Source organism: Acidiphilium sp. JA12-A1 (assembly GCF_000724705.2).
Classification (GTDB): Bacteria; Pseudomonadota; Alphaproteobacteria; order Acetobacterales; family Acetobacteraceae; genus Acidiphilium; species Acidiphilium multivorum.
The window spans coordinates 22,002-42,774 of sequence record NZ_JFHO01000101.1 but is presented as its reverse complement, the minus strand read 5'-3'; the positions used below and the strand labels follow the sequence as shown (position 1 = coordinate 42,774).

General features: G+C 68.5%; 20 protein-coding genes and 1 tRNA gene. 8 read left to right on the top strand and 13 right to left on the bottom strand.

The window, feature by feature from the left end; genetic code table 11:
- The 3 genes from RT91_RS23065 to RT91_RS22835 form a co-directional block, all read right to left on the bottom strand.
- The coding region (locus RT91_RS23065; RefSeq protein WP_408735343.1) for a transposase at window positions 1-178 on the bottom strand (178 nt) is incomplete at its 3' end.
- A complete protein-coding gene (locus tag RT91_RS16865) occupies window positions 160-582 on the bottom strand; it encodes an IS5 family transposase (protein WP_035186015.1) in 423 nt (140 codons plus the stop codon). The genes RT91_RS16865 and RT91_RS23065, both read right to left, overlap by 19 nt.
- A 408-nt stretch (window positions 583-990) precedes the next feature.
- Window positions 991-4,431, bottom strand: coding sequence for an autotransporter-associated beta strand repeat-containing protein (locus RT91_RS22835; RefSeq protein ID WP_162491920.1), 3,441 nt, complete (start codon window positions 4,429-4,431; stop codon window positions 991-993).
- Window positions 4,432-4,975: 544 nt separating this feature from the next.
- Here RT91_RS22835 and RT91_RS16855 point away from each other — a divergent pair.
- The 5 genes from RT91_RS16855 (at window position 4,976) to RT91_RS16835 (ending at window position 7,553) form a co-directional block, all read left to right on the top strand.
- On the top strand, window positions 4,976-5,458 hold the full coding sequence (locus tag RT91_RS16855; RefSeq protein ID WP_035188608.1) for a hypothetical protein: 483 nt from the start codon (window positions 4,976-4,978) through the stop codon (window positions 5,456-5,458).
- 232 nt (window positions 5,459-5,690) lie between these two features.
- Window positions 5,691-5,767, top strand: a tRNA-Trp gene (locus RT91_RS16850).
- Window positions 5,768-5,826: 59 nt separating this feature from the next.
- Window positions 5,827-6,021: a preprotein translocase subunit SecE gene (secE, locus tag RT91_RS16845; protein ID WP_007421768.1), complete on the top strand. Its 195-nt coding sequence runs from the start codon at window positions 5,827-5,829 to the stop codon at window positions 6,019-6,021.
- Between the two features lie 9 nt (window positions 6,022-6,030).
- On the top strand, window positions 6,031-6,561 hold the full coding sequence (gene nusG, locus RT91_RS16840; RefSeq protein ID WP_007421769.1) for a transcription termination/antitermination protein NusG: 531 nt from the start codon (window positions 6,031-6,033) through the stop codon (window positions 6,559-6,561).
- Between the two features lie 89 nt (window positions 6,562-6,650).
- Entirely contained in the window at window positions 6,651-7,553 is a 903-nt protein-coding gene (locus tag RT91_RS16835; RefSeq protein ID WP_011941934.1) for an alpha/beta fold hydrolase, read from the top strand.
- Window positions 7,554-7,560: 7 nt separating this feature from the next.
- On the opposite strand, the gene RT91_RS16830 is transcribed toward RT91_RS16835, so the two are convergent.
- Complete coding sequence (locus RT91_RS16830) at window positions 7,561-7,983, bottom strand: MaoC family dehydratase (protein WP_007421771.1); 423 nt, start codon at window positions 7,981-7,983, stop codon at window positions 7,561-7,563.
- Between the two features lie 118 nt (window positions 7,984-8,101).
- On the opposite strand from RT91_RS16830, the gene galU reads away from it, so the two are divergent.
- Window positions 8,102-9,001 carry a UTP--glucose-1-phosphate uridylyltransferase GalU gene (gene galU / locus RT91_RS16825; protein WP_035188603.1) on the top strand — a complete coding sequence of 300 codons (900 nt, stop codon included), beginning with the start codon at window positions 8,102-8,104 and terminating at the stop codon, window positions 8,999-9,001.
- The gene (gene pgmG / locus RT91_RS16820; RefSeq protein ID WP_007421773.1) at window positions 8,994-10,412 is read left to right on the top strand and encodes a phosphoglucomutase/phosphomannomutase PgmG; all 1,419 of its coding nucleotides are present in this window, start codon (window positions 8,994-8,996) and stop codon (window positions 10,410-10,412) included. The genes galU and pgmG overlap by 8 nt, the downstream gene beginning before the upstream one ends.
- Window positions 10,413-10,471: 59 nt before the next feature.
- On the opposite strand, the gene trpS is transcribed toward pgmG, so the two are convergent.
- Genes trpS through RT91_RS16805 form a run of 3 tightly spaced genes read right to left on the bottom strand, consistent with a single transcriptional unit; the run spans window position 10,472 to window position 13,593 of the window.
- Window positions 10,472-11,473 (bottom strand): tryptophan--tRNA ligase, encoded by a 1,002-nt coding sequence (gene trpS / locus RT91_RS16815; protein ID WP_007421774.1) that lies wholly within the window; start codon window positions 11,471-11,473, stop codon window positions 10,472-10,474.
- Between the two features lie 43 nt (window positions 11,474-11,516).
- Window positions 11,517-13,049, bottom strand: coding sequence for a murein biosynthesis integral membrane protein MurJ (gene murJ, locus RT91_RS16810; protein ID WP_013639665.1), 1,533 nt, complete (start codon window positions 13,047-13,049; stop codon window positions 11,517-11,519).
- A 55-nt stretch (window positions 13,050-13,104) separates the two neighbouring features.
- A complete protein-coding gene (locus tag RT91_RS16805; RefSeq protein ID WP_007423793.1) occupies window positions 13,105-13,593 on the bottom strand; it encodes a CHAP domain-containing protein in 489 nt (162 codons plus the stop codon).
- A gap of 29 nt (window positions 13,594-13,622) precedes the next feature.
- Here RT91_RS16805 and RT91_RS16800 point away from each other — a divergent pair, with 29 nt between their 5' ends.
- Window positions 13,623-14,312 carry a tyrosine-protein phosphatase gene (locus RT91_RS16800; protein WP_007423792.1) on the top strand — a complete coding sequence of 230 codons (690 nt, stop codon included), beginning with the start codon at window positions 13,623-13,625 and terminating at the stop codon, window positions 14,310-14,312.
- A 30-nt stretch (window positions 14,313-14,342) separates the two neighbouring features.
- Here the strand turns inward: RT91_RS16800 and RT91_RS16795 are convergent, their stop codons facing one another.
- The 6 genes from RT91_RS16795 to RT91_RS16770 form a co-directional block, all read right to left on the bottom strand.
- Window positions 14,343-14,774 carry a DUF4167 domain-containing protein gene (locus RT91_RS16795; RefSeq protein ID WP_011941930.1) on the bottom strand — a complete coding sequence of 144 codons (432 nt, stop codon included), beginning with the start codon at window positions 14,772-14,774 and terminating at the stop codon, window positions 14,343-14,345.
- A gap of 240 nt (window positions 14,775-15,014) precedes the next feature.
- Entirely contained in the window at window positions 15,015-15,857 is an 843-nt protein-coding gene (gene prmC, locus RT91_RS16790; RefSeq protein ID WP_013639667.1) for a peptide chain release factor N(5)-glutamine methyltransferase, read from the bottom strand.
- A complete protein-coding gene (prfA, locus tag RT91_RS16785) occupies window positions 15,854-16,912 on the bottom strand; it encodes a peptide chain release factor 1 (RefSeq protein ID WP_011941928.1) in 1,059 nt (352 codons plus the stop codon). Before prfA ends, prmC begins: the two co-directional genes overlap by 4 nt.
- Window positions 16,913-16,924: 12 nt before the next feature.
- Window positions 16,925-18,160 (bottom strand): histidine--tRNA ligase, encoded by a 1,236-nt coding sequence (hisS, locus tag RT91_RS16780; protein ID WP_035188601.1) that lies wholly within the window; start codon window positions 18,158-18,160, stop codon window positions 16,925-16,927.
- 83 nt (window positions 18,161-18,243) lie between these two features.
- Window positions 18,244-19,368, bottom strand: coding sequence for a flavodoxin-dependent (E)-4-hydroxy-3-methylbut-2-enyl-diphosphate synthase (ispG, locus tag RT91_RS16775; protein ID WP_011941926.1), 1,125 nt, complete (start codon window positions 19,366-19,368; stop codon window positions 18,244-18,246).
- A 22-nt stretch (window positions 19,369-19,390) separates the two neighbouring features.
- Window positions 19,391-20,704, bottom strand: coding sequence for a helix-turn-helix domain-containing protein (locus tag RT91_RS16770; protein WP_013639670.1), 1,314 nt, complete (start codon window positions 20,702-20,704; stop codon window positions 19,391-19,393).
- Window positions 20,705-20,773 lie beyond the last annotated feature (69 nt).

Here is a 20,773-nt window from a genome sequence, read left to right as displayed (position 1 = left end):
GGTTTGGCATGGGCGAGATCACCGGCCTTGTGCCCTGCCTGGTGAGGAAGGCGCGGAGGTCATCGGCGTCGTAGGCCTTGTCGGCGATCAGGTCTTCTGGCGGTGGCATGGTGGGGAGAAGCGCTCGGGCGCCACTGATATCGGAGGCCTGTCCCGGCGTCAGGAGGACGGCGGCGATGCGCCCCAGGTCATCCGCGACGGCGTGGATCTTGGTCGTCCGTCCACCCCTCGACCGGCCGATGGCCTGGCTTTGCGCCCCCCTTTACCGCCCGCGGCCGCGCGATGTGCCCGAACCGAGGTGCTGTCCACCATGGCGATGCGCGGGGGATCCGCGCAGGCGACAAGGGCCGCGAAGATCTCCTGCCAGAGGCCACGCTGGCTCCAGCGGTTGAACCGGTTGAACACCGTGGTCCGCGGCCCATAAGCCTCCGGAAGTGCGCGCCACCGCAAGCCCTCGCGAAAGCGATGCAGGATGCCACTCAGAACCCGGCGATCGTCCACCCGCGGTTTGCCGCCGAGCTTGGGCAACAGCGGCTCGATCGCAGCCCATTGCGCGTCGTTCAGCCAGAATAATTCCGCCATGATCCAAACCCTCCGTAGAGACTTGAATCAAAACTCCCGTAGTCATGGCAATAGGTACGGAACCTAGGGTCTCCTGACATCCATGGCGATCCTAGGTGCCGGAAGAGTGATCCTGGTCCAGAATAATTTTATATCAATAGGTTAAGCACGAAGACTTATCATTGAAATTAACTGCACAATCGACAAAATTCTGGCTGCGTTGACGGCTCACGATAAGTTGAAAGGCTGAAATTTCACTAACGGTGCGGGGGGTTAAGTTACTGATTTTTTAGTTGGATCTGTCTACCAAGCTGGCTGTGCGGGTTCGATTCCCGTCACCCGCTCCATTGATTTTGCAGGATTTTTCTGGCCGATCGTCGCCGGTCAGCTTGCCGCCACGCCCCGCTCTGCGGGCGGCAATTCCTGTCGCTACCAATTGCAGGTTGCCGTGAAATTGAATGCATTCAGGGAGGTGTTGTCGCCTCTGCGGCTGATATAGACGAGCCGGCCTTTCCAGCCGTGCTGGGTGCGGAGGGTCAGTCCGAGCCCGGTGTCGAGGGTTGCGCTTGGCGCCGCTTGGGCGCTCACCGGCATGGTCTCGGTGCCGAGAGTCTCGGTGGAAGCGAGCAGGCGGTTGCCGAGATAGGACGTGCCGCCGACCTCGATCCAGGGCTCGAGATCGAGCCCGAAGGTCCTGATCTGGTACCCGGCTCTGGCGCCCGCGCCGATCGCACCGAGATCGTTGCCTTGCCGACCATAGGCAAGATCGAGCAAGCCGGCGCCATGTTCAGCGAAACCTTCCTGGGACACGTGCAGATAGCGTGCGGCAACGAAAGGCCTGATGAAGCCGCGGTCAATATGATCGGTGTAACTGGCGTTGACGCCGGAACCCAGAAACCATCCATGGCCGGTTCCCGTTGCAACCAGACCGCTCGGCGCGAGGCTGCGGCGGGAATTCACGCCGAGATGGCCGAGGCCCAGCGTCAACGCGATCCGCCATGGACCGTGCCGATAGATCCCGTATTCGGAGAGGCTGATCTGGCGGTTTGAGATCTGCTGGTAGGCGGTGTTGCTGCTGCTGGCGGTGCCGGCGACAGCGACGCCGAGAAGGAAGCCGGGCCGGATCCGGGCTCCATAGCCGATGATGGCGCCCCCGTCGGTGATATTCCCGTTATTGGCCTGGCCGAAGCTGCCCAATCCGTGAAGCCAGAAGCCTTTCCGCGAGGCGAGGACCGCATCCGTCGTGTCCAGGATGTCCTGATTGATGATGTAGGCATTGCCGGCGACGCCGCTGCCCGAGGAAAAGGCGAGAGGGCCGACGTTCAGGCTGAGATAGACATTGTCGGCGGTGTACTGGACCTGCGGCAAGAGATAGCTGGCGAGCGCGGAATTGTAGGCGACGGTTGAGAATTGTCCCGAGACACCGCCGCCGGAATGGACGATGTCGTAGCGCGAGCCGGGGCGGTAGATGCCGGAATCGGCATTGACGGCGAGGCCGCCGGCGAGCTGGACGGAGCCCGTCACGGCGAGCTGGCTGTAGCTGATGCCGGGCGCCTGATCGTTGGGGGTGATCTCGATCGAGAGCGTGCTGGCAGGGTTCTGAGCGTAGTTGCCCGTGACGGTCATGACGCCGATGGTGCCGCCAGGGGCGACAATGCCGCCATTGTTCGCGACATCGCCGGCGATGGTGCCGTGACCACGCAGAATGGCGCTGGCATCGACGGTGACCCTGGCGTGCAGAACGGTGCTGACATGGATGCTGTCTCCGACCTCGAAAAGACCATTCGCGACAGTGACAACGGGCGCGCTGCCGGTTCCCGTGTTGGTCTGGCTCGTGGCGTTGTCGATCACCGTGCCTCTGGTGGTGAGGGTTCCGGCGAGGTTGAGCGTTCCGGTCAAGGTCAGGGCATTGGCGGTGGTCGGGTCGAGAGAGGTTCCGGCCGGGCCGGCAAGGCTGCCACCGGTGTTGGCGACATCGATCAGGCGCGCCGTGCCGAACGGCGACATGGCACCGAGCGTGCCGCCGCTACTCAGCAAGAGATTGCCGCCTGCTGCGCCGAGGGCCGAGTCATTCGACACCAGCAGGGTACCGCCCGTGATGCTGGTATTGCCGGCGTAGGTGCTGGTTCCGGCGAGGGTGGTCGTGCCGCCGGCAAGTTGAAGCCCGCCGGTGCCTGCGATGGTGCCGGCGAAGGTGCCGCTGCCGTTGCTGATGATCAGGTTGTTGGCGCCGAGGGCGACGGTGCCGGCGCCGGAGCCGGTCAGGGCGGCAATGGTCTCATTGCCCGATGCGCCGGAGATATCGAACCTGCCGTTATCGATGACGCTGGAAGAGCTGGCGATGGAGCTGGCGCCGGCCAGGGCCAGCGTGCCCGCCGTGATGCTGGTATTGCCGGCATAGGTGCTGGTTCCGGCGAGGGTTTCGGTGCCGCCTGTCAGGACAAGGCCTCCCCTTCCGGAGATGTTCCCGGAGAAGGTGCCGCTTGCACTGGTCAGGGTCAGGGTCTGGTTGCCGAGATATACGGTGCCGGTCCCGGTGAGACCGGCAACGGATGCACCATGGCTGGTGGCTGAAATATCGAAGGTGCCATTGTCAACGACGCCGGATGAATCGGCAATTGCGCCACCAGGGCCAAGGCTCAGGGTGGTTGCGTTGCCGATCGTTGTCGTGCCCGAGTATGTGTTGGCTCCAGCAAGAGTCAGCTGGCCGAGGCCATAGACCATGAGGTTTCCGGTTCCGGAGACCGGCTGCGATATGCTCGTGTCGAAGGTATTCGTGTCGATGGATCCGCCGCCGGCCGCGAGCACGATGGCGTTTCCGCTCGCAAGATCGAAAGTGTTGGAAAACTGAAGAGTTCCGCCGTTGAAGGTGAGGCTGCTGCCCGCCGCGCCCAGGCTGCCTGCCGCCGAGATGGATAACGTGCCCGCATCGATTGTCCACGGTGTTACCGCAGAGGTGGAGCCCGTCAGGGCCCAGGTGCCGTTGCCGGTCTTCCGGTAGGCGGAAAAGCCGAGATATTGAGATCCGATCGTCGACGTATCGAAGCTGTCGTTCACCGTGCCGCCCAGGATAAGGGCGTTGGTTCCGGCTGTGGCGTTCACATCGCCGATGATATTGGAACCCGTGCGGATCTCCAGAGAATTCGTGCCGCCCGTGAACTGAATGGCTTCGGCGCGCGTGCTGCCGTTCCCGGACAGACCACCTGAAATCGTTCCGCTATTGATGATGGAGAGGTTTGTTCCGGTGATTGCGGCGCCACCATTGCCAACTGAACCATTCCCGCCCGTGCTGGCGCCGCCGATCCCGCCATTGCCACCGGAAATACTGCCGGAGTTGATTAGACTACCCCCATTGGTGAGGGCGGCTCCCAGTCCGCCATCTCCCCCCGCGCCGCCGCCGCCATTATCGGTGGTGCCGCCGAAGCCGCCTGTGCCGCCGGCAAGCTGCCCGGCATTGTCGAAGCTGCCGTCGCCCGTGAGAAGCAGCCCCACGCCACCGGACCCGCCACCGCCGCCGCCACCACCCGAGTTGCCGCCGGCATCGCCGCTGCCGCCATGACCGCCGGCCCCTCCGGTGATCGTGCCGGTCGTCGAGTTGCTGGAGCTTCCGCTCCCGGTCACAACGAGGCCTGACCCACCGGCGCCGCCGCCGCCGCCGCCTCCGCCTTCGAGAAGATTGAGCGTGCCGGTTCCGTCGGTTCCGGCATTGCCCGCCCCGCCGGCAACCGCGCCGGCGTTGTCGATCTGCGTGGCATTGCTGCCAACGGAACCGCCGCTACCGCCCGTGCCGCCGGGAGAAGTGCTGAGAATGGACAGCAGAAGGTTGCCGTTTCCGCCATTTCCACCGGCGCCGCCGATGCCATCGGACAAATTGACGCCGCCGCCCCCGCCGCCTCCGGCGCCCGTGCCCAGACCGTTAGTGACCACGCCGACGGCGCTTTGACTTCCTTGCACTCCAGCGGCTTGACCGGATGTCGGGGTTGTCGCGCCGCCGGTACCCCCCGCGCCGGCGGGCGCGAGACCGAGGGTTGCTGCGAGGCCGGAATTGATTCCTCCCCCTCCATCTCCACCGTTTGCCCAAACATATCCTGGTGCAAGGGTTAGAAGTGAAACGGATATTATAAAAAACGCGCGGAGGGCGATTTGGACAAATGATATTGTTGCAGCAGAATCTCGCAATGGACCAGAAGCGTGGACCGTATACTTAATCATGCTTATTCTCATTTTTCTGGACGAATTACATTAAATCAACATAATGAATTAATAATTATTTAATTTATTTTGATAAAATATTTCGGATTGTATCAAATTATTCTTGATCTGAACAATTTCAGACGGGGCGGGCCACAGTCACCGGCGCGTTCGTGCGTATTCGCTCAAGTAAATCCTGGATTTCCGGAGTCATTCATGATTGATGGCGATCGCCGCGATTTCAGAAGCTGGCGATGCGGACTGCACGAAATCTCTGCCCGTCATGAGCGTGGCGCTCGCCCGCGCGCCGGAAGGCCGCCGGCATGTCTTTTGCCTCGCGCAGAGCTGCCGGGATGCCGGGCGGATGGACGAGGAGGCGTGGTCTGCGCGACTCCGGGAGGCGCGCTGCTGCCGGCGGCGCGGGGACGACGGGGCGTTCCTGCGGAGCGCGTTGGCCGCTTGCGGTCAGCGCCCGCATCGGGCCGAGCCGCTCCATCACGTGGCCCGATACCATCGCGAACGCGGGCTGAACGTGGCCGCCGCGATGGTTGCCGGGGAAGGTCCGGCGCTGGATTGTCCCGCTGACGACAAGCGGTTCATCGACGGTTTCGTTTATCGGTGGGGCTTCGCGAGGAGTTGTCGAGCGCCGGGAACCATGGCCGCGATCCGGCGCGGCGGGCACGGGCGGATGCTGGAAAATCAATGATTTGGCGGCCTTTTTGTCCCTGAAATTCACCCGCGAATTTCAGGGGCGGGACACTGGCCCCGGCTCCTTGCCGAAGCGGCATGCCTCGTGCGGGGGACGGGCATGGATGCTGCCGAAATGGCCGTGCGGGCCACGCGCGCGGCATCCGGTCGGGCTGGCGCTCTTGACAGCAGGGCCGGGTCGTTGTGGAAGGCGGATGGACGCGCACGGTGTGCGGGCAGTCCGAGCCCGCAGGGGTGTAGCTCAATTGGCTAGAGCGCCGGTCTCCAAAACCGGAGGCTGGGGGTTCGAGACCCTCCACCCCTGCCAGCCGGAACCCGAGGGCCGGCGCCGGCAGCGATTCTTGTTTTTCGTGGAGCACTCAGACATTGGCGTTCAACCCGGCGAAGTTCTTGCGCGACGTGCGCAGCGAAGCGTCCAAGACCACCTGGCCTTCGCGCAAGGAGACACTGGTGACCACCGGTGTGGTGCTGGCGATGGTCGTGGTGACCATCGTCTTCTTCCTGGTGGTGGACCAGGTGATCGGGTTCGGCATGCGGCTGCTGTTCGGCGTCGGGAATTGAGGTAGGGTCATGGCAAAACGCTGGTACGTGCTGCATGTGTATTCCGGGTTCGAGAAGAAGATCGCGACCCAGATCATGGAAACCGCGGCCCAGAAGGGGCTGGCGGACCAGATCGAGCAGGTGATGGTCCCGGCCGAGGAGGTCGTGGAGATCCGCCGCGCCCAGAAGGTCAACGCCGAGCGCAAGTTCTTCCCCGGCTACGTGCTGGTGAAGATGGAAATGACCGACGACGCCTGGCACCTCGTGCGCGACATTCCGAAGGTCACCGGATTCCTCGGCACCAAGCTCAAGCCGACGCCGATTTCCGAGGCCGAGGCGCAGCGCATGCTGCAGCAGGTGCAGGAAGGCACCGAGCATCGCCGCCCCGCCGTGGTCTTCGAGATCGGCGAGCAGGTGCGCGTGGCCGACGGGCCGTTCACCAGCTTCAACGGCGTGATCGAGGATATCGACGAGGACAAGGGCCGGGTGAAGGTCTCGGTCTCGATCTTCGGGCGGTCGACGCCGGTCGAACTCGAATACGGGCAGGTCGAGAAACTCTGAACCTTTCTCCTCCGTCCTGCCGGTGACGGGGCATCACCCGGCCGGGTGATGCCGATCGCTGAACGGGTGGACGGAGCCGGGAGACGGGCATGGACGGTGCGACAGAGACGATCAGGGTTCCGGCGAACGGGCTCGAATTTGTCGTGGATTCAGCGGGTTCGGGGAAGAAGCTCGCGCTTTGCCTGCACGGGTTCCCGGAATCGCGCTTCTCCTGGCGGTTCCAGCTGCCGCTGCTGGCGAGCCTTGGCTACACCGCCTGGGCGCCGGATCTGCGCGGGTACGGGCACTCCTCGCGGCCGGAGGGGGTGGAGAATTATCGCATCTCGCATCTGCTGCGCGACGTCGCCGGGCTGATCGACGCGGCGAAGGCGCGCGGGATCGACGAGGGGGTGGTGCTGCTCGCGCATGACTGGGGCGGAGCGCTGGGCTGGCTGTTCGTGCTGAACGGGGTGCGGCCGGTCGAGCGGTTCATCGTGATGAACATGCCGCATCCGTACCTGTTCGCGCGCGGGCTCAGGACCTGGAAGCAGCTGCGGCGCTCCTGGTACATCTTCGGTTTCCAGATCCCCCGCTGGCCGGAGCGGGTGCTGGCGGCGAACCGGGCCGCCTGGATCGCGCGGGCGTTTCGCGGCGCCGCGATCGACAAGAGCCGGTTTCCCGACGAGGTGCTGGAGGTCTACCGGCAGAACGCGCTGATCCCCGGCGCGCTGACCGCGATGATCAACTGGTACCGGGCGAATTTCCGCAACCCGTTCCGCGGGCTCGCGCCGGCGAAGCGGCTCGCGGTGCCGACGCTGATGATCTGGGGCGAGCGGGATGTCGCGCTCGGCCGGGAACTGACCGAGGGGACCGGGGCGCTGGTGGACGACCTGACGCTGCGTTACCTGCCGGACGTGTCGCACTGGGTGCAGCAGGAGGCGCCCGAATCGGTGAACGCGATGATCCGGGCGTGGCTCACCGGCGCGCCGGTGCCGGAGCATCCGGCGGGGTGAGCGCGGCTCAGCGTTCGAGCAGGACGCCCTTGCTGGTGCCCTCGACCGCGACCTCGCCCGATTCGAGCAGGGTGAGGGTGCCGGCGCAGATGGCGATGGTGCCGAGGCCGGGCTTGTAGTCCAGCTCGGTGACCTCCCAGCGGATGCGGGCGTGCGCGCCCATCGGCACCGCGCGGCGGAAGCGGAAGCTGAACTCCATGCCGACGGTCGGGCCGAGACGGGCGAAATGCGCGGCGGTGAGGCCCATCATCCGCGCCGTGGTCTCGGTGCCGCTGACGATCAGCCCGCCATAGCGCGAGGCTTTCGCTTTCGCCTCGTCGTGATGCATCGGGTTGGTGTCGCCCACCAGCAGGGCAAAAGCCCGGGACGCACTTTCATGAAAAACGTGATCGGTCTCGAAACTGTGGCCGAGCTTCACCAATTCCGCCATGTTTTGGCCTTCCTCGCGTGTTCTTGTCCGCCGCATCGCACCGTGGCAGTGAAGTTGGACGTCACACCTGCCACAAGGTCCGGAAGGCGTCCATTCGATACCGCGCATCCCGCGCCCTATGATAGTCCGGGAGGTTGTTTTGCCGATCAAACCATTGAAAAAAGCCGTTCTTCCCGTTGCCGGCCTGGGGACGAGATTCCTCCCGGCCACCAAGGCGATTCCCAAGGAGATGTTGCCCGTCGTCGACAAGCCGCTGATCCAGTACGCGATCGACGAGGCGCGGGCGGCCGGGATCGAGCAGTTCTGCATGGTCACCGGGCGCGGCAAGACGGCGCTGATCGATCATTTCGACATCGCCTTCGAGCTGGAGGCGACGCTGGCCGAGCGCGGCAAGCAGGACGCGCTCGACATGCTGCACGAGGAGGTGATGGAGCCGGGCTCGATCGTGACGGTGCGCCAGCAGGTGCCGCTCGGGCTTGGCCACGCGATCTGGTGCGCGCGGGCCTTCATCGGCGACGATCCGTTCGCCATCCTGCTGCCGGACGACCTGGTGCTGAGCCAGACCCCCTGCCTCGGCCAGCTTGCCGACGCCTACCGGGCGACCGGGGGCAATGTCGTCGCCGTCGAGGAGGTGCCGATGGAGCAGGTGCACCGCTACGGCGTGCTCAAGACCGGGGCGACGGAGCGGAATCTGGTCGAGGTGAAGGGGCTGGTCGAGAAGCCGAAACGCGAGGAGGCGCCGTCGAATCTCTCGATCATCGGGCGCTACGTGCTGCTGCCGGAGGTGATCGGCCATCTGGCGCGGATGGAGCGCGGCGCCGGCAACGAGGTGCAGCTGACCGACGCGATGGCGAAGATGATCGGGGCGGCGCCGTTCCACGGGCTGAAATTCGAGGGGCGGCGGTTCGACTGCGGCGACAAGGCGGGCTATCTGGAAGCGCAGATTGCCTTCGGTCTGGTGCGTCCGGACCTGGGGCCGTCGATCCGTCACTTCCTGAAGGCTTATTCCGATGCATGACAAGACCGGTTTCTCGCATCAATTCCCCGCCAGCACGCTGCGCGAATACGATATTCGCGGCATCGTCGGCGAAACGCTGCACGAGACGGACGCCTTCGCGATCGGGCGAACCTTCGGCTCGATGGTCGCGCGCAAGGGCGGCAGCCGGGTGATCGTGGGCCGCGACGGGCGGCTCTCCTCGCCGGCGATGGCGCGGGCGGTGATCGCGGGACTGGTCGCCAGCGGCATGCAGGTGACCGATATCGGCTGCGGGCCGACGCCGATGCTGTATTACGCGGCGACCGTCGCCGAGGCCGATGGCGCGGTGATGGTGACCGGCAGCCACAACCCCTCGAACTATAACGGCTTCAAGATGATGCTCGGGCGCAAGCCGTTCTTCGGCGCGCAGATCCAGGAGCTCGGGCGGCTGGCGGCGGCGGGGAATGTGGAGCCGGAAGGCGAGGGTTCGGTCGAGGAAAAGGATGTCAGCGACGCCTATCTGGCCCGGCTGCTGGAGGACTGGGAAGGCGGCGACCGGATGCTCAACGTGGTGTGGGATACCGGCAATGGCGCCGCCGGCGAGATCGTCGCGCGGCTGGTGCAGGCGCTGCCGGGGCGGCACATGGTGCTGAACGCCGAGATCGACGGGCGGTTCCCGGCGCATCATCCGGACCCGACGGTGCCGAAGAACCTCGAGCAGCTGGTGGCCGCGGTGAAGAAGCAGGGGGCGGATATCGGCATCGCCTTCGACGGCGACGCCGACCGGATCGGCATCGTCGACGATACCGGCGAGATCCTGTTCGGCGACCAGTTCCTCGTGCTGCTGGCGCGCGACGTGCTGGCGGCGCATCCGGGGGCGATGATCATCGCCGATGTGAAGGCGAGCCAGGTGCTGTTCGACCAGATCGCCGCCGCGGGCGGCACGCCGCTGATGTGGAAGACCGGGCATTCGCTGATCAAGTCGAAGATGGCGGAGACCGGCGCGCCGCTGGCGGGCGAGATGTCCGGCCACATTTTCTTCGCCGACAAGTGGTACGGGTTCGACGACGCGATCTATGCCGCGATCCGCGTGCTGAACGCGGTGAACCGGAGCGGCGAGAGCGTTTCCGCCTTCCGCAAGAGCCTGCCGCAGGTGATCAACACGCCGGAGCTGCGCTTCGACTGCGCGGAGGACCGGAAATTCGAGGTGGTGGCCGAGGTGGCCGAGCGGCTGCGGGCGGATGGCGCCACCGTGTCGGAGACCGACGGGGTGCGGGTGACGACCGAGGACGGGTGGTGGCTGCTGCGGGCCTCGAACACCCAGGCCGTGCTGGTGGCGCGGGCGGAGGCGGGGTCGGCCGAGGGGCTAGCGCGGCTGAAGCAGATCCTCGCCTCGCAGCTCGCGGCCTCGGGCCTCGCGCCGGATTTCTCCGGCGCGAATTCCGGGCATTAAGCCACTGAAGTTCAAAGATTGACGATGCGCCCCCGGCCGGAACCGGGGGCGTTTTCGGTTCAGCGCGCGGGCAGCAGGCCGACGAGGCGCTCGGCTTCGGCGACGATCGGCTCGGCGATGGCCGCCGCACGGGCGGCGCCGGCCTGGAGCATGCGGTCGATCTCGGCGGGATCGGCGGCGAGGCGTCTGGTCTCGGCGCCGATCGGGGTGAGTTTCTGCACCGCGAGCTCGGTCAGCCGTTCCTTGAACGGGCCGAAGCCGCTGCCGGCGTGCTGGCGCAGCACCTCCTCGGCGGTGATGCCGGCGAGGGCGGCGTAGATGCCGACGAGGTTGCGGGCCTCGGGGCGGGAATCGAGCTGCGCCGGGCGTTCGGGCAGCGGTTCCGGGTCGGTCCTCGCGCGGCGGATCTTCTGGGCGATGGCGTCGGCATCGTCGGTGAGGTTGATGCGGCTCTGGTCCGAGGTGTCGGATTTCGACATTTTCCTGGTGCCGTCGCGCAGGCTCATGATGCGGGCGCTGCCGCCGATGATGCGCGGGGTGATGGCGGGGAAGAATTCCACCCCGTAATCGTGGTTGAATTTCTGCGCGATGTCGTTGGCGAGTTCGAGATGCTGGCTCTGGTCCTCGCCGACGGGCACCTCGGTCGCGTGATAGGCGAGGATGTCGGCGGCCATCAGGTTGGGATAGACGAACAGGCCGGTGGAGACGGCCTCGCGGTCCTTGCCGGCCTTGTCCTTGAACTGGGTCATGCGGTTGAGCCAGCCGAAGCGGGCGACGCAGTTGAAGATCCAGGCGAGGCGCGCATGGGCGTGCACCGCCGACTGGTGGAACAGGATGCTGCGGGCGGGGTCGATGCCGCAGGCGACGAGCAGGGCGGCGTTCACCCGCGTCTGCTGGCGCAGCGCCTCGGGCTCGACCCAGACGGTGAGCGCGTGCAGGTCGACCAGGCAGTAGATGCCCTCGTTGCCCTCCTGCAGCGCGACCCAGTTCTGGATCGCGCCGAGATAATTGCCGAGATGCGCGATTCCGGTGGGCTGGATGCCCGAAAATATGCGTGCCATGGCCGCTGTATCAGCGCGCTTCGGCGGCCCGGTCAAGCGCCGTTCAGGCGGGTTTGGGGCGGCGCAGGAGCAGGCGCAGCTCGGCCGGGCGGATGGCGCCGAGAAGGATGCCGGCGAGCGCGAAGACGGCGAGGCCGGCGGCGATCAGCAGGGCGAGGCTGGCGACGGGGGCGAGATGCATCAGCGCGGTGCGGCGCAGGGCGAGCAGGGCGAGGGCCATCAGCCCGCTCGCCAGCGCGATGGCGAGGATGCGGCGGGCGAGCGCGCGGTCCGGCGCGAAATCGGCGCGGCGGCGGAGCAGGAGGGCGAGGGCGAGGGCGTTGAACCAGGCGGCGAGGCTGGTCGAGAGCGCGATGCCGACCTGTTGCAGCGGGTGCATCAGGGCGAGGTTGAGGGCGAGGTTGATCGCGACCGCGGCGAGCCCGGTCTTGACCGGGGTGGAGGTGTCGCCGCGGGCGAAGAAGCCGGGAGCGAACAGCTTCACCAGCACGAAGGCGGGCAGGCCGAAGGCATAGACGGCGAGGGCGGCGGCGCTGCGGGCGGCGTCGGCGTCGGAAAAGGCGCCGTGGGCGAAGAGGGTGCGCATCACCGGCAGGCCGATCGCGGCCAGGGCGGCGGCGGCGGGCAGGGTGAGCAGCAGCGAGACGGCGATGGCGCGGTTGAGCGATTCGCGGGCGGCATCGGTCTCGTTGCGGCGGAACTGGCGCGAGAGACTCGGCAGCAGCACGGTGCCGACCGCGGTGCCGATGACGCCGAGGGGGAGCTGGTTCACCCGGTCGGCGTAGTACAGCACCGAGACGGTGCCGGTCGGCAGCAGCGAGGCGATGATGGTGTCGACCGTGAGGTTGAGCTGGGTGACGCCGGCGCCGATCAGCCCGGGGCCGAGGCGGCGCAGCACGGTGCGCGCGCCCGGCGTGAGGCGCGGGACGCGCAGGCGCAGCGGCGAGCCGGCGCGGGCGAGCGCCCAGGCGAGCAGGACGAACTGCACGATCCCCGACAGGGCGACGCCGTAGGCCAGCGCCTCGGGCACGCGCTGGCCGGCGGCGTGCAGGATGAGCAGCGTCGCGATGATGCAGACATTGAACAGGATGGGGGCCGCGGAGGCGGCGGCGAAATGGCCGCGCGCGTTCAGCACGCCGGAGAACAGGGCGCAGAGGCAGATCAGCCAGAGATAGGGGAAGGTGATGCGCGAGAGCCGGACCGCGAGGGCGAATTTCGCCGGATCGGCGCGGAAGCCGGGGGCCAGGACGTCGAGCACCAGGGGCATGAACAGCAGGCCGAGGATGGTGAGGGCCATGAGGAACACCGCCATGATCGCGGTGACCTCCTCGGCGAGGCGGCGGGCCGGGGCCTCGCCCTCCTGCGCGAGGGCGCCGGCATAGGCGGGGATGAAGGCGGCGCTGAACGCGCCCTCGCCGAACAGGCGGCGGAACAGGTTGGGCAGGCGCAGCGCCACGAAGAACGCGTCCGCCGCCGGGCCGGCGCCGAGCAGGGCGGCGATCAGGATGTCGCGCGCGAAGCCGAGCACCCGGCTGCCCATCGTCCAGGCGCCCACGGTCAGCGCATTGCGCAGCATTCTCGCTCCTCGGCGGTTGGCGCCCGGCCGGATCGGCCGGAACGAGCGCAGAGCATTAGCGGGTGGCGGGCACGGTTGCCAGCCTTGGGCGGGCGGGGAGGATGAAGCCGTCGGTGGGATAGATCGTGCGGCCGGGCTCGTGATCGGGCGCGTACCAGACGCGCACCGAGGTCCAGTCGTTCGCGGGCGAGACGTCCAGCACCGGGGTGGCGCGCTGGAGGCGGCCGGGCAGCCAGTTGGCCTGGGTGACGAGGATCTCGCGCGGGCCGAGCACGCGGGTGACGACGGCGACATGGCCCGCGGTCATCGCGCCGTGGCGGCGGAAGACCAGCACGGCGCCGGGGACGGGATGGTGCGCGCGGGGGTAGAGCCCATCGGCCTCGTCCCACCAGCGCCAGGCGTCGCCGGTGAGCTCGATGCCGGAGACGGCGCGGGCATAGGGCACGCAGGTGAGCGTGGTCGGGGTGCCGTATCCGGCGAAGCGCGAGGTGGCGCAGGCGGCGAGCAGCAGCGGCGCCGCGAGGGCGGGCAGGGCGAGTCGCATGGGCAGAGAATACCTGCTAGTCAGCCGGCATGGACACGATTTATCGCGGCGACCTGTCGACCCCGGCGGGGCGGCGCAATGCCTGGATCGACGCGCTGTTCGTCGACCATGCCGTGCTGCGGCTGGGCTGGACCAATTTCGCTCCGGTGAAGCCGGGCGCGCTGTATCGATCGAACCATCCGGTGCCGTTCCAGCTGGCGAAATTCCGCCGGCTGGTCGGGATCAACACGCTGATCAACCTGCGCGGCGAGTGCCGCAACGGATCGGACGCGCTCTCGCGCGAGGCGGCGCGGCGGCTCGGGCTCGATTTCTACGACATGGCGCTGGAATCGCGCGGCGCGCCGCATCGCGACCGCATCCTGCGGCTGGCCGAGATCATCCGCACGATGCGGCGGCCGGCGCTGGTGCACTGCAAGTCCGGCGCCGACCGGGCGGGGATCGCGAGTGCGTTGTTCGTGCTGATCGAGGGCGGCAGCGTGGCGGAGGCGCGGCGGCAGCTCAGCCTGCGCTTTGGCCATATACGGCAGTCGAACACCGGGATCCTGGACGCCTTCCTCGACATGTACGAGGAGGAGGGCGGCGGGATGGCGTTTCTCGACTGGGTGCGCGACGCCTATCGCGAGCAGGCGCTGCGCGAGCGCTACGCGCGCGAGACGCGCAACCGGCCGGGCCGGCGGATCGCGCGGTTCGTCAACGACCGGCTGCTCGCCCGGGAGTGACCGGGCGGCGGCGCGGGCAGGGGCGGGCGGTCAGGCCTCCGGCGGGGCGGCGCTGATCGGGATTTCGCGGGCTTCGGTCGGCGGCTGTTCGCCGAGACCGGGGGCGGCTTCGACGAGTTCGGCCTCGTCCTGCGCCTCGGCAGGCTGGGCATCGCCGCGGCGGGAATGGCCGTTGCCGTGCGGGGCCTGGGCGGCCTGGTTCATCGCGGAAATGATGCGGAAATAATGCTCGGCGTGCTGGAAATAGCTCTCGGCGAGGACCCGGTCGCCGGCGCCGGAGGCATCGCGGCCAAGCTGCTGGTACTTGTCATAGAGCTGCTGGGCGGTGCCGCGGACCCGCTGTTCGGGGCCGTTGCTGTCGAAGACGTGGTTGCGGTTGAGGGGGGTGCCGCCGCTCTGGTAGTTGCGGAATCCGCCGCCGCCGCCACGATTGTTGCGCCCGCGCATACGTTTGATGTTCATCGAGTTGCGTAATCCTGTTTCAGTGCGACCATGCGCGTACCGGACCGTCGGTTCCCTGGTCGAAGCCGGGCAGCGTCTCTCATGGCTTGGTCGTTCAAACGATTTTCGATACGGCTTTTGTGGAACCGGGACCGCGTCGCAGAACGAAGCGATCTGACACAAGCCGCTCCGGCCGCATGAGGCCGGGCACCGAATACAAGGGATATCTAGTCTGATTCGGCCGAATCGACAAATGGTTTTTCACGAATATTTTTCCCGCGCTGCCATGATCACGGCGCGGGGGATGCCGGCGAGGTCGGGTTCGGCGGTGGCGTCCAGCCCGTGCGCGGCGGCGAGGGCGGCCAGCGGCGCGGCCTGGCCGATGCCGGCCTCGAGGATGGCGAGGCCGCCGGGGGCGAGCAGGCGGGGCAGATCGGCGACGATGCGGCGATAGGCGTCGAACCCGTCGGCGCCGCCATCGAGCGCGGAGGCGGGCTCGTGGGCGGCGACTTCCGCCATCAGGCCGGGGATGTCGGCGCTCGGGATATAGGGCGGGTTGGCGAGGATGAGGTCGAAACGGGCGGCGAGGGCGTCGGCCCAGTCGCCGCAGCAGAAGGCGGCGCGGGCGGCGAGGCCGGTGCGGGCGGCGTTGGCGCGGGCGAGGGCGCAGGCGGCGGGCACGCGGTCGATCCCGATGCCGAAGGCGTCGGGGTATTCGGCGAGGGCGGCGAGGAGCAGGGCGCCGGTGCCGGTGCCGAGATCGAGGATCGTGCGGATCGTGCGCCGGTCGGGGCGGTGGCGCAGCGCGGCCTCGATCAGGGTTTCGGTGTCAGGCCGGGGGATGAGGGTGGCGGGCGAGACGGCGAGGTCGAGGCTCCAGAAGCCCTTCGCGCCGGTGATGTAGGCCAGCGGCTCGCGGGCGGCGCGGCGGCGGGCGAGGGCGAAGGCGGGTTCGGGGTCGACCTCGTCGAGCGCCCAGAGTGCGGCGAGATCGACGCCGAGCGCGTGGGCGAGGATCAGGCGGGCCTCGCGGGTCGGGTTCTCGACGCCGCCCGCGGCGAGGATACGGCCGAGTTCGCGCAGGGCCTCGGTGGTCGGGATCATGCGCCGGCGGCGGCGAGGCGGGCGGCCTGGTCTTCCTCGGTCAGCGCGTCGATGATCTCGTCGAACTCGCCGAGCATGACGCGGTCGATCTTGTGCAGGGTGAGGTTGATCCGGTGGTCGGTGACCCTTCCTTGCGGGAAATTGTAGGTGCGGATGCGCTCGGAACGGTCGCCGGTGCCGACCTGGGACTTGCGGTCGGCGGCGCGGCCGGCGGCGGCGGCGGCGCGGGTCTGCTCGTAGAGCCGGGCGCGCAGGATCTTCATCGCCTTGGCGCGGTTCTTGTGCTGGCTGCGCTCCTCCTGCATGGCGACGACGATGCCGGTGGGCAGATGGGTGATGCGGACGGCGCTCTCGGTCTTGTTGACGTGCTGGCCGCCGGCGCCGGAGGCGCGGAAGACGTCGATCCGGAGATCGGCCTCGTTGACCTCGACATCGACGTCCTCCGCCTCGGGCAGGACGGCGACGGTGACGGTGGAGGTGTGGATGCGGCCCTGGGTTTCGGTGGCGGGGACGCGCTGGACGCGGTGGACGCCGCTTTCGAACTTGAGGCGGGCGAAGACGGCGCGGCCGGTGATTTCGGCGATGCCCTCGCGCAGGCCGCCGAGCTCGGTCTCGGTATAGTCGAGGATCTCGAAGCGCCAGCCGCGCAGGTCGGCGTAGCGGCGATAGGCGGCGAAGAGCTCGGCGGCGAACAGCGCGGCCTCGTCGCCGCCGGCGGCGGGGCGGATTTCGAGGATGGCGGGGCGTTCGTCGGCGGCGTCGCGCGGCAGGAGGGCGAGGCGGATCTCGTGTTCGAGCCGCGGCAGGGTCTCGCGCAGGGAATCGAGCTCGGCATCGGCCAGTTCGCGCAGCTCGGGATCGGCGCGGGCGGCCTCGGCCTCGTCGCGGGCGCGCTCGGCGGCGCGGAGCAGGAGGATCTGCTGCTCGACCGGCTCGATCTCGGCCAGCTCCCGCGAGGCGGCGACGAAGCGCTCGCCATCGACCCCGGCGGCGAGCATCGCGCGCAGCTCCTCGGCGCGGAGGACGATACGGTCGAGTTTCTGCTCAAGGGTCATCGCGTCAGCGGGTCATCCGAGGGCGGCGAGAAGCTCGGCGCGGGGGAGCTCGCGCTGGGCGCCGTCGTCGAGGGTCTTGAGCGTGACGGCGCCGCGGGCGAGTTCGTCCGCGCCGATCAGCACGGCGGCGCGGGCGTTGATGCGGTTGGCGCGTTCGAGACGCTTCTTCAGGTTGCCGCGATAGGCGGCCTCGGCGGCGATGCCGGCGCGGCGGAGGGTGGCGAGGATCTCGATCGCGGCGGTCTGCTCGGCCTCGCCCATCGGGATGACGGCGACGGGGCGCGGCGTGGCGGGGGTTGCGGCCAGCAGCATGGCGAGGCGCTCGATGCCCGCCGCCCAGCCGACGCCGGGGGTGGGCGGGCCGCCCATCTGCTCGACCAGCTGGTCGTAGCGGCCGCCGCCGAGCACGGTGCCCTGCGCGCCGAGGGCGGTGGAGACGAATTCGAAGGCGGTGTGGTTGTAGTAGTCGAAGCCGCGGACGATGCGCGGGTTCTCGACGAAGGCGATGCCGAAGGCGGAAAGCGCGGCTTTCAGACCGTCGTAGAACGCGGCGGAGGCGGGGTTCAGGTGGTCGTAGATCCGCGGGGCGTCGGCGAGGAGGCGGATGTCGTTCGCATCCTTGGTGTCGAGGATGCGGAGCGGGTTCTTGACCAGGCGGACCTTGCTCTCGTCGGAAAGCTCGGATTCGTAGCGGGAGAGATAGTCGACCAGGGCGGTGCGGTAGGCGTCGCGGCTGTCGCGGTCGCCCAGCGTGTTGATGTGCAGGGTGATGCTGGCGCCGACGCCGAGCTCGTCGAGGATCTGCTGGCCGCAGGCGATCGCCTCGGCGTCGGCCAGCGGTTCGGCGGCGCCGATGATCTCGAGGCCGATCTGGTGGAACTGGCGGTAGCGGCCCTTCTGCGGGCGCTCGTAGCGGAACATCGGGCCCTGGTAGAAGATTTTCTGCGGCAGGGTCTGGGTGAGGCCGTTGGAGACCAGGGCGCGGCAGACGCCGGCGGTGCCCTCGGGGCGGAGCGTGACGGATTCGCCGGAGCGGTCCTCGAAGGTGTACATCTCCTTGGTCACCACGTCCGAGGTTTCGCCGAGATTGCGGGCGAAGACGGAGGTGAGCTCGAAGACCGGCGTGGCCCATTCGGCGGCGCCGTAGAGGCCGGCGACGCGGCGGGCGGTCTCGACCACGTGGTGATGCCGGCGCGCGTCCTCGCCGATGATGTCCTGGGTGCCGCGCACGGGTTGGGGCTTGGTCAAGGCGGAGATCCTTCAGACAGCGGAGATTGCCGGTGGTTTGCCGGAAATCGCCGCCGCTGAACAGTCCGCGGCGCGCGGGCGGGCTATTCCGCCGCCTGCTTCGCCGCCGCCTTTTCCTCGCGCAGGCGGGCGGCGCGCTGTTCGACCAGCTCCACGACATGGTCGATCATCGCCGCCCCCTCGATCGTGTGGTCGGTCTTGCCGGCGGCGTAGACCATGTGGCGGCCGTTGCCGCCGCCGGTGACGCCGAGATCGGTCATCAGCGCCTCGCCCGGCCCGTTGACCACGCAGCCGATGATGGAGAGGGTGATCGGCTCCTCGATATGGGCGAGGCGGTCTTCGAGCTGGGCCACCGTGTCGATCACGTTGAAGCCCTGGCGGGCGCAGGAGGGGCAGGAGATGACACGCACGCCGCGATGGCGGATGCCGAGCGACTTCAGGATGTCCCAGCCGACGGCGACCTCTTCCTCCGGCTCGGCGGAGAGGGAGACGCGCATCGTGTCGCCGATGCCGGCCCAAAGCAGCGAGCCCAGGCCGATCGAGGATTTGACCGTGCCGGTGCGCCGCCCGCCGGCCTCGGTGATGCCGATGTGGAGCGGGTGGTCGCAGACCTCGGCGAGCTGCTGGTAGGCGGCGACGGCCATGAACACGTCGGACGCCTTCACGCTGATCTTGAATTCGTGGAAGTCGTGATCCTGCAGGATCTTCGCGTGTTCGAGGGCGGATTCGACCAGGGCGTCGGGGTTCGGCTCGCCGTATTTCTCGAGCAGGTGCTTCTCCAGCGAGCCGGCGTTGACGCCGATGCGGATGGAGCAGCCGTGGTCGCGGGCGGCGGCGACGACCTCGCGCACGCGCTCGGCGCTGCCGATATTGCCGGGGTTGATGCGCAGGCAGGCGGCGCCGGCCTTCGCCGCCTCGATCGCGCGGCGGTAGTGGAAATGGATGTCGGCGACGATGGGGACGTTCACCTGGCGCACGATGTCGGCGAGGGCGGCGGTGGCCGCCTCGTCGGGGCAGGAGACGCGGACGATGTCGACCCCGGCGCGCTCGGCGCGGTGGATCTGCGCCACCGTGGCGGCGACATCGTCGGTCGGCGTGTTGGTCATGGTCTGCACGGTGATCGGCGCGTCGCCGCCGACCTTGACCGGGCCGACGCTGATCTGCCGCGACTTGCGGCGGACGATCTGCTGGTATTCGCGGTAATTCATCGGGCTCGCTTCCGTGGAGGGGTTACTGCGCGGTGGAGGCGCCGGAGGGGGCGGCGGCGCTGCCGGAGGCCGGCGGCGTCAGTGGTATATTGTGGAGAACCACGCCCGGCTTTCCGAGGGGGGAGCCGGCGGCGCCGTTGCGGACCAGCTCTGTGCCGCCCGCATTGCCGGTGGTCAGGGTCAGGCCCGGCTCGTTCGGCACCGGCCAGGACTGGCCGGCCTTCAGCACGCGGCTGAACAGGATGGTGCCGTGCGGGCCGCGGACCTGGACCCAGCTATCGGCGCTGGCGCTGATGACCAGCGGGTTGGCGCCGGCGATCGCGGTGGCGGAGGTCGCCGTGCCGGCGCCCGGGGTGGCCGGCGCCGGGGTCGCCGGCGCCGGGGTCGCCGATCCGGGCGTGGCGCCGCCGGAGGCCGATGACGCGCCGGACGATGACGTGGCCGAAGATGCCGAGGCGGACGATGACATGGCGGTTGTCGACCCGCCCGATCCGCCGCTGGCGGTGCCGGACGTGGCGCCGCCGGCGGCCAGGGAGGCCGGCGCGTTGGCGGAGGACGCGGTCTGGTCCGGCGTGGCGGCCGCAGGCGCGGACTGGCCGGCGGCGGACGTGCCGGACGCGGATGCGCCGGACGTGGTCTCGCCCGATGCGGACTGGCCCGACGCGGTCTGGTCCGACGCGGACTGGCTTGAGGTGAACGGGCCCGATGTGGAGGGGCCGGACGCGGATGCGGCCGGGGCGGCGGCACCGTTCGCGGCGAGCTGGTCGGGCGTGGCGCCGCTGCTCGCGGGCGGTGCCGCGGGCGCGGCAGCGGCCTTGGGCGCGGGCGGGGATTTGGGGACGGCGAGCGGCGCGAGCTTGGCCGGCACCGCGGGGACCATCCGCGCCATTTTCAGCTCGTGCTCGGAATGGCGGTACCAGAGGAAATAGCCGGCGATGCCGATGACCGCGACGACGAAGAGCACGGCGCCGGGCGGCACCGCGCGGTCCGGCACCGGCTGGGGAAAGGCGAGGTCCGGCTGGCGCGGGCGGGTCATGCCCTCGGCGCGGAAGCGGCGGAGGATTTCCTCGGGGTCGAGCCCCATCGCCTCGGCATAGGAGCGGATGAACCCGGCGGCATAGGTCGGCGCCGGCAGGGCGGCGAGGTTGCCGGCCTCGATGGCTTCGAGGAAGACCCGCCGGATCTTCAGCCGCGCGGCGATGTCCGGCAGTTTCCAGCCGAGCCGCTCGCGGACGGCGCGCAATTCGGCGCCGACACTCGCGGGACCCCGGGAAACCGTCGCATGGGGGGCGGGGATGGTCAGGTCGAAATCGTGGTCGCCGTTCATAGTACCCATGAAAGCTCGTGGAACGGTTAGGGTCGGGTCACGCCGCGCCGGGATCGCACCGGAGCGCCACCGGTGCCC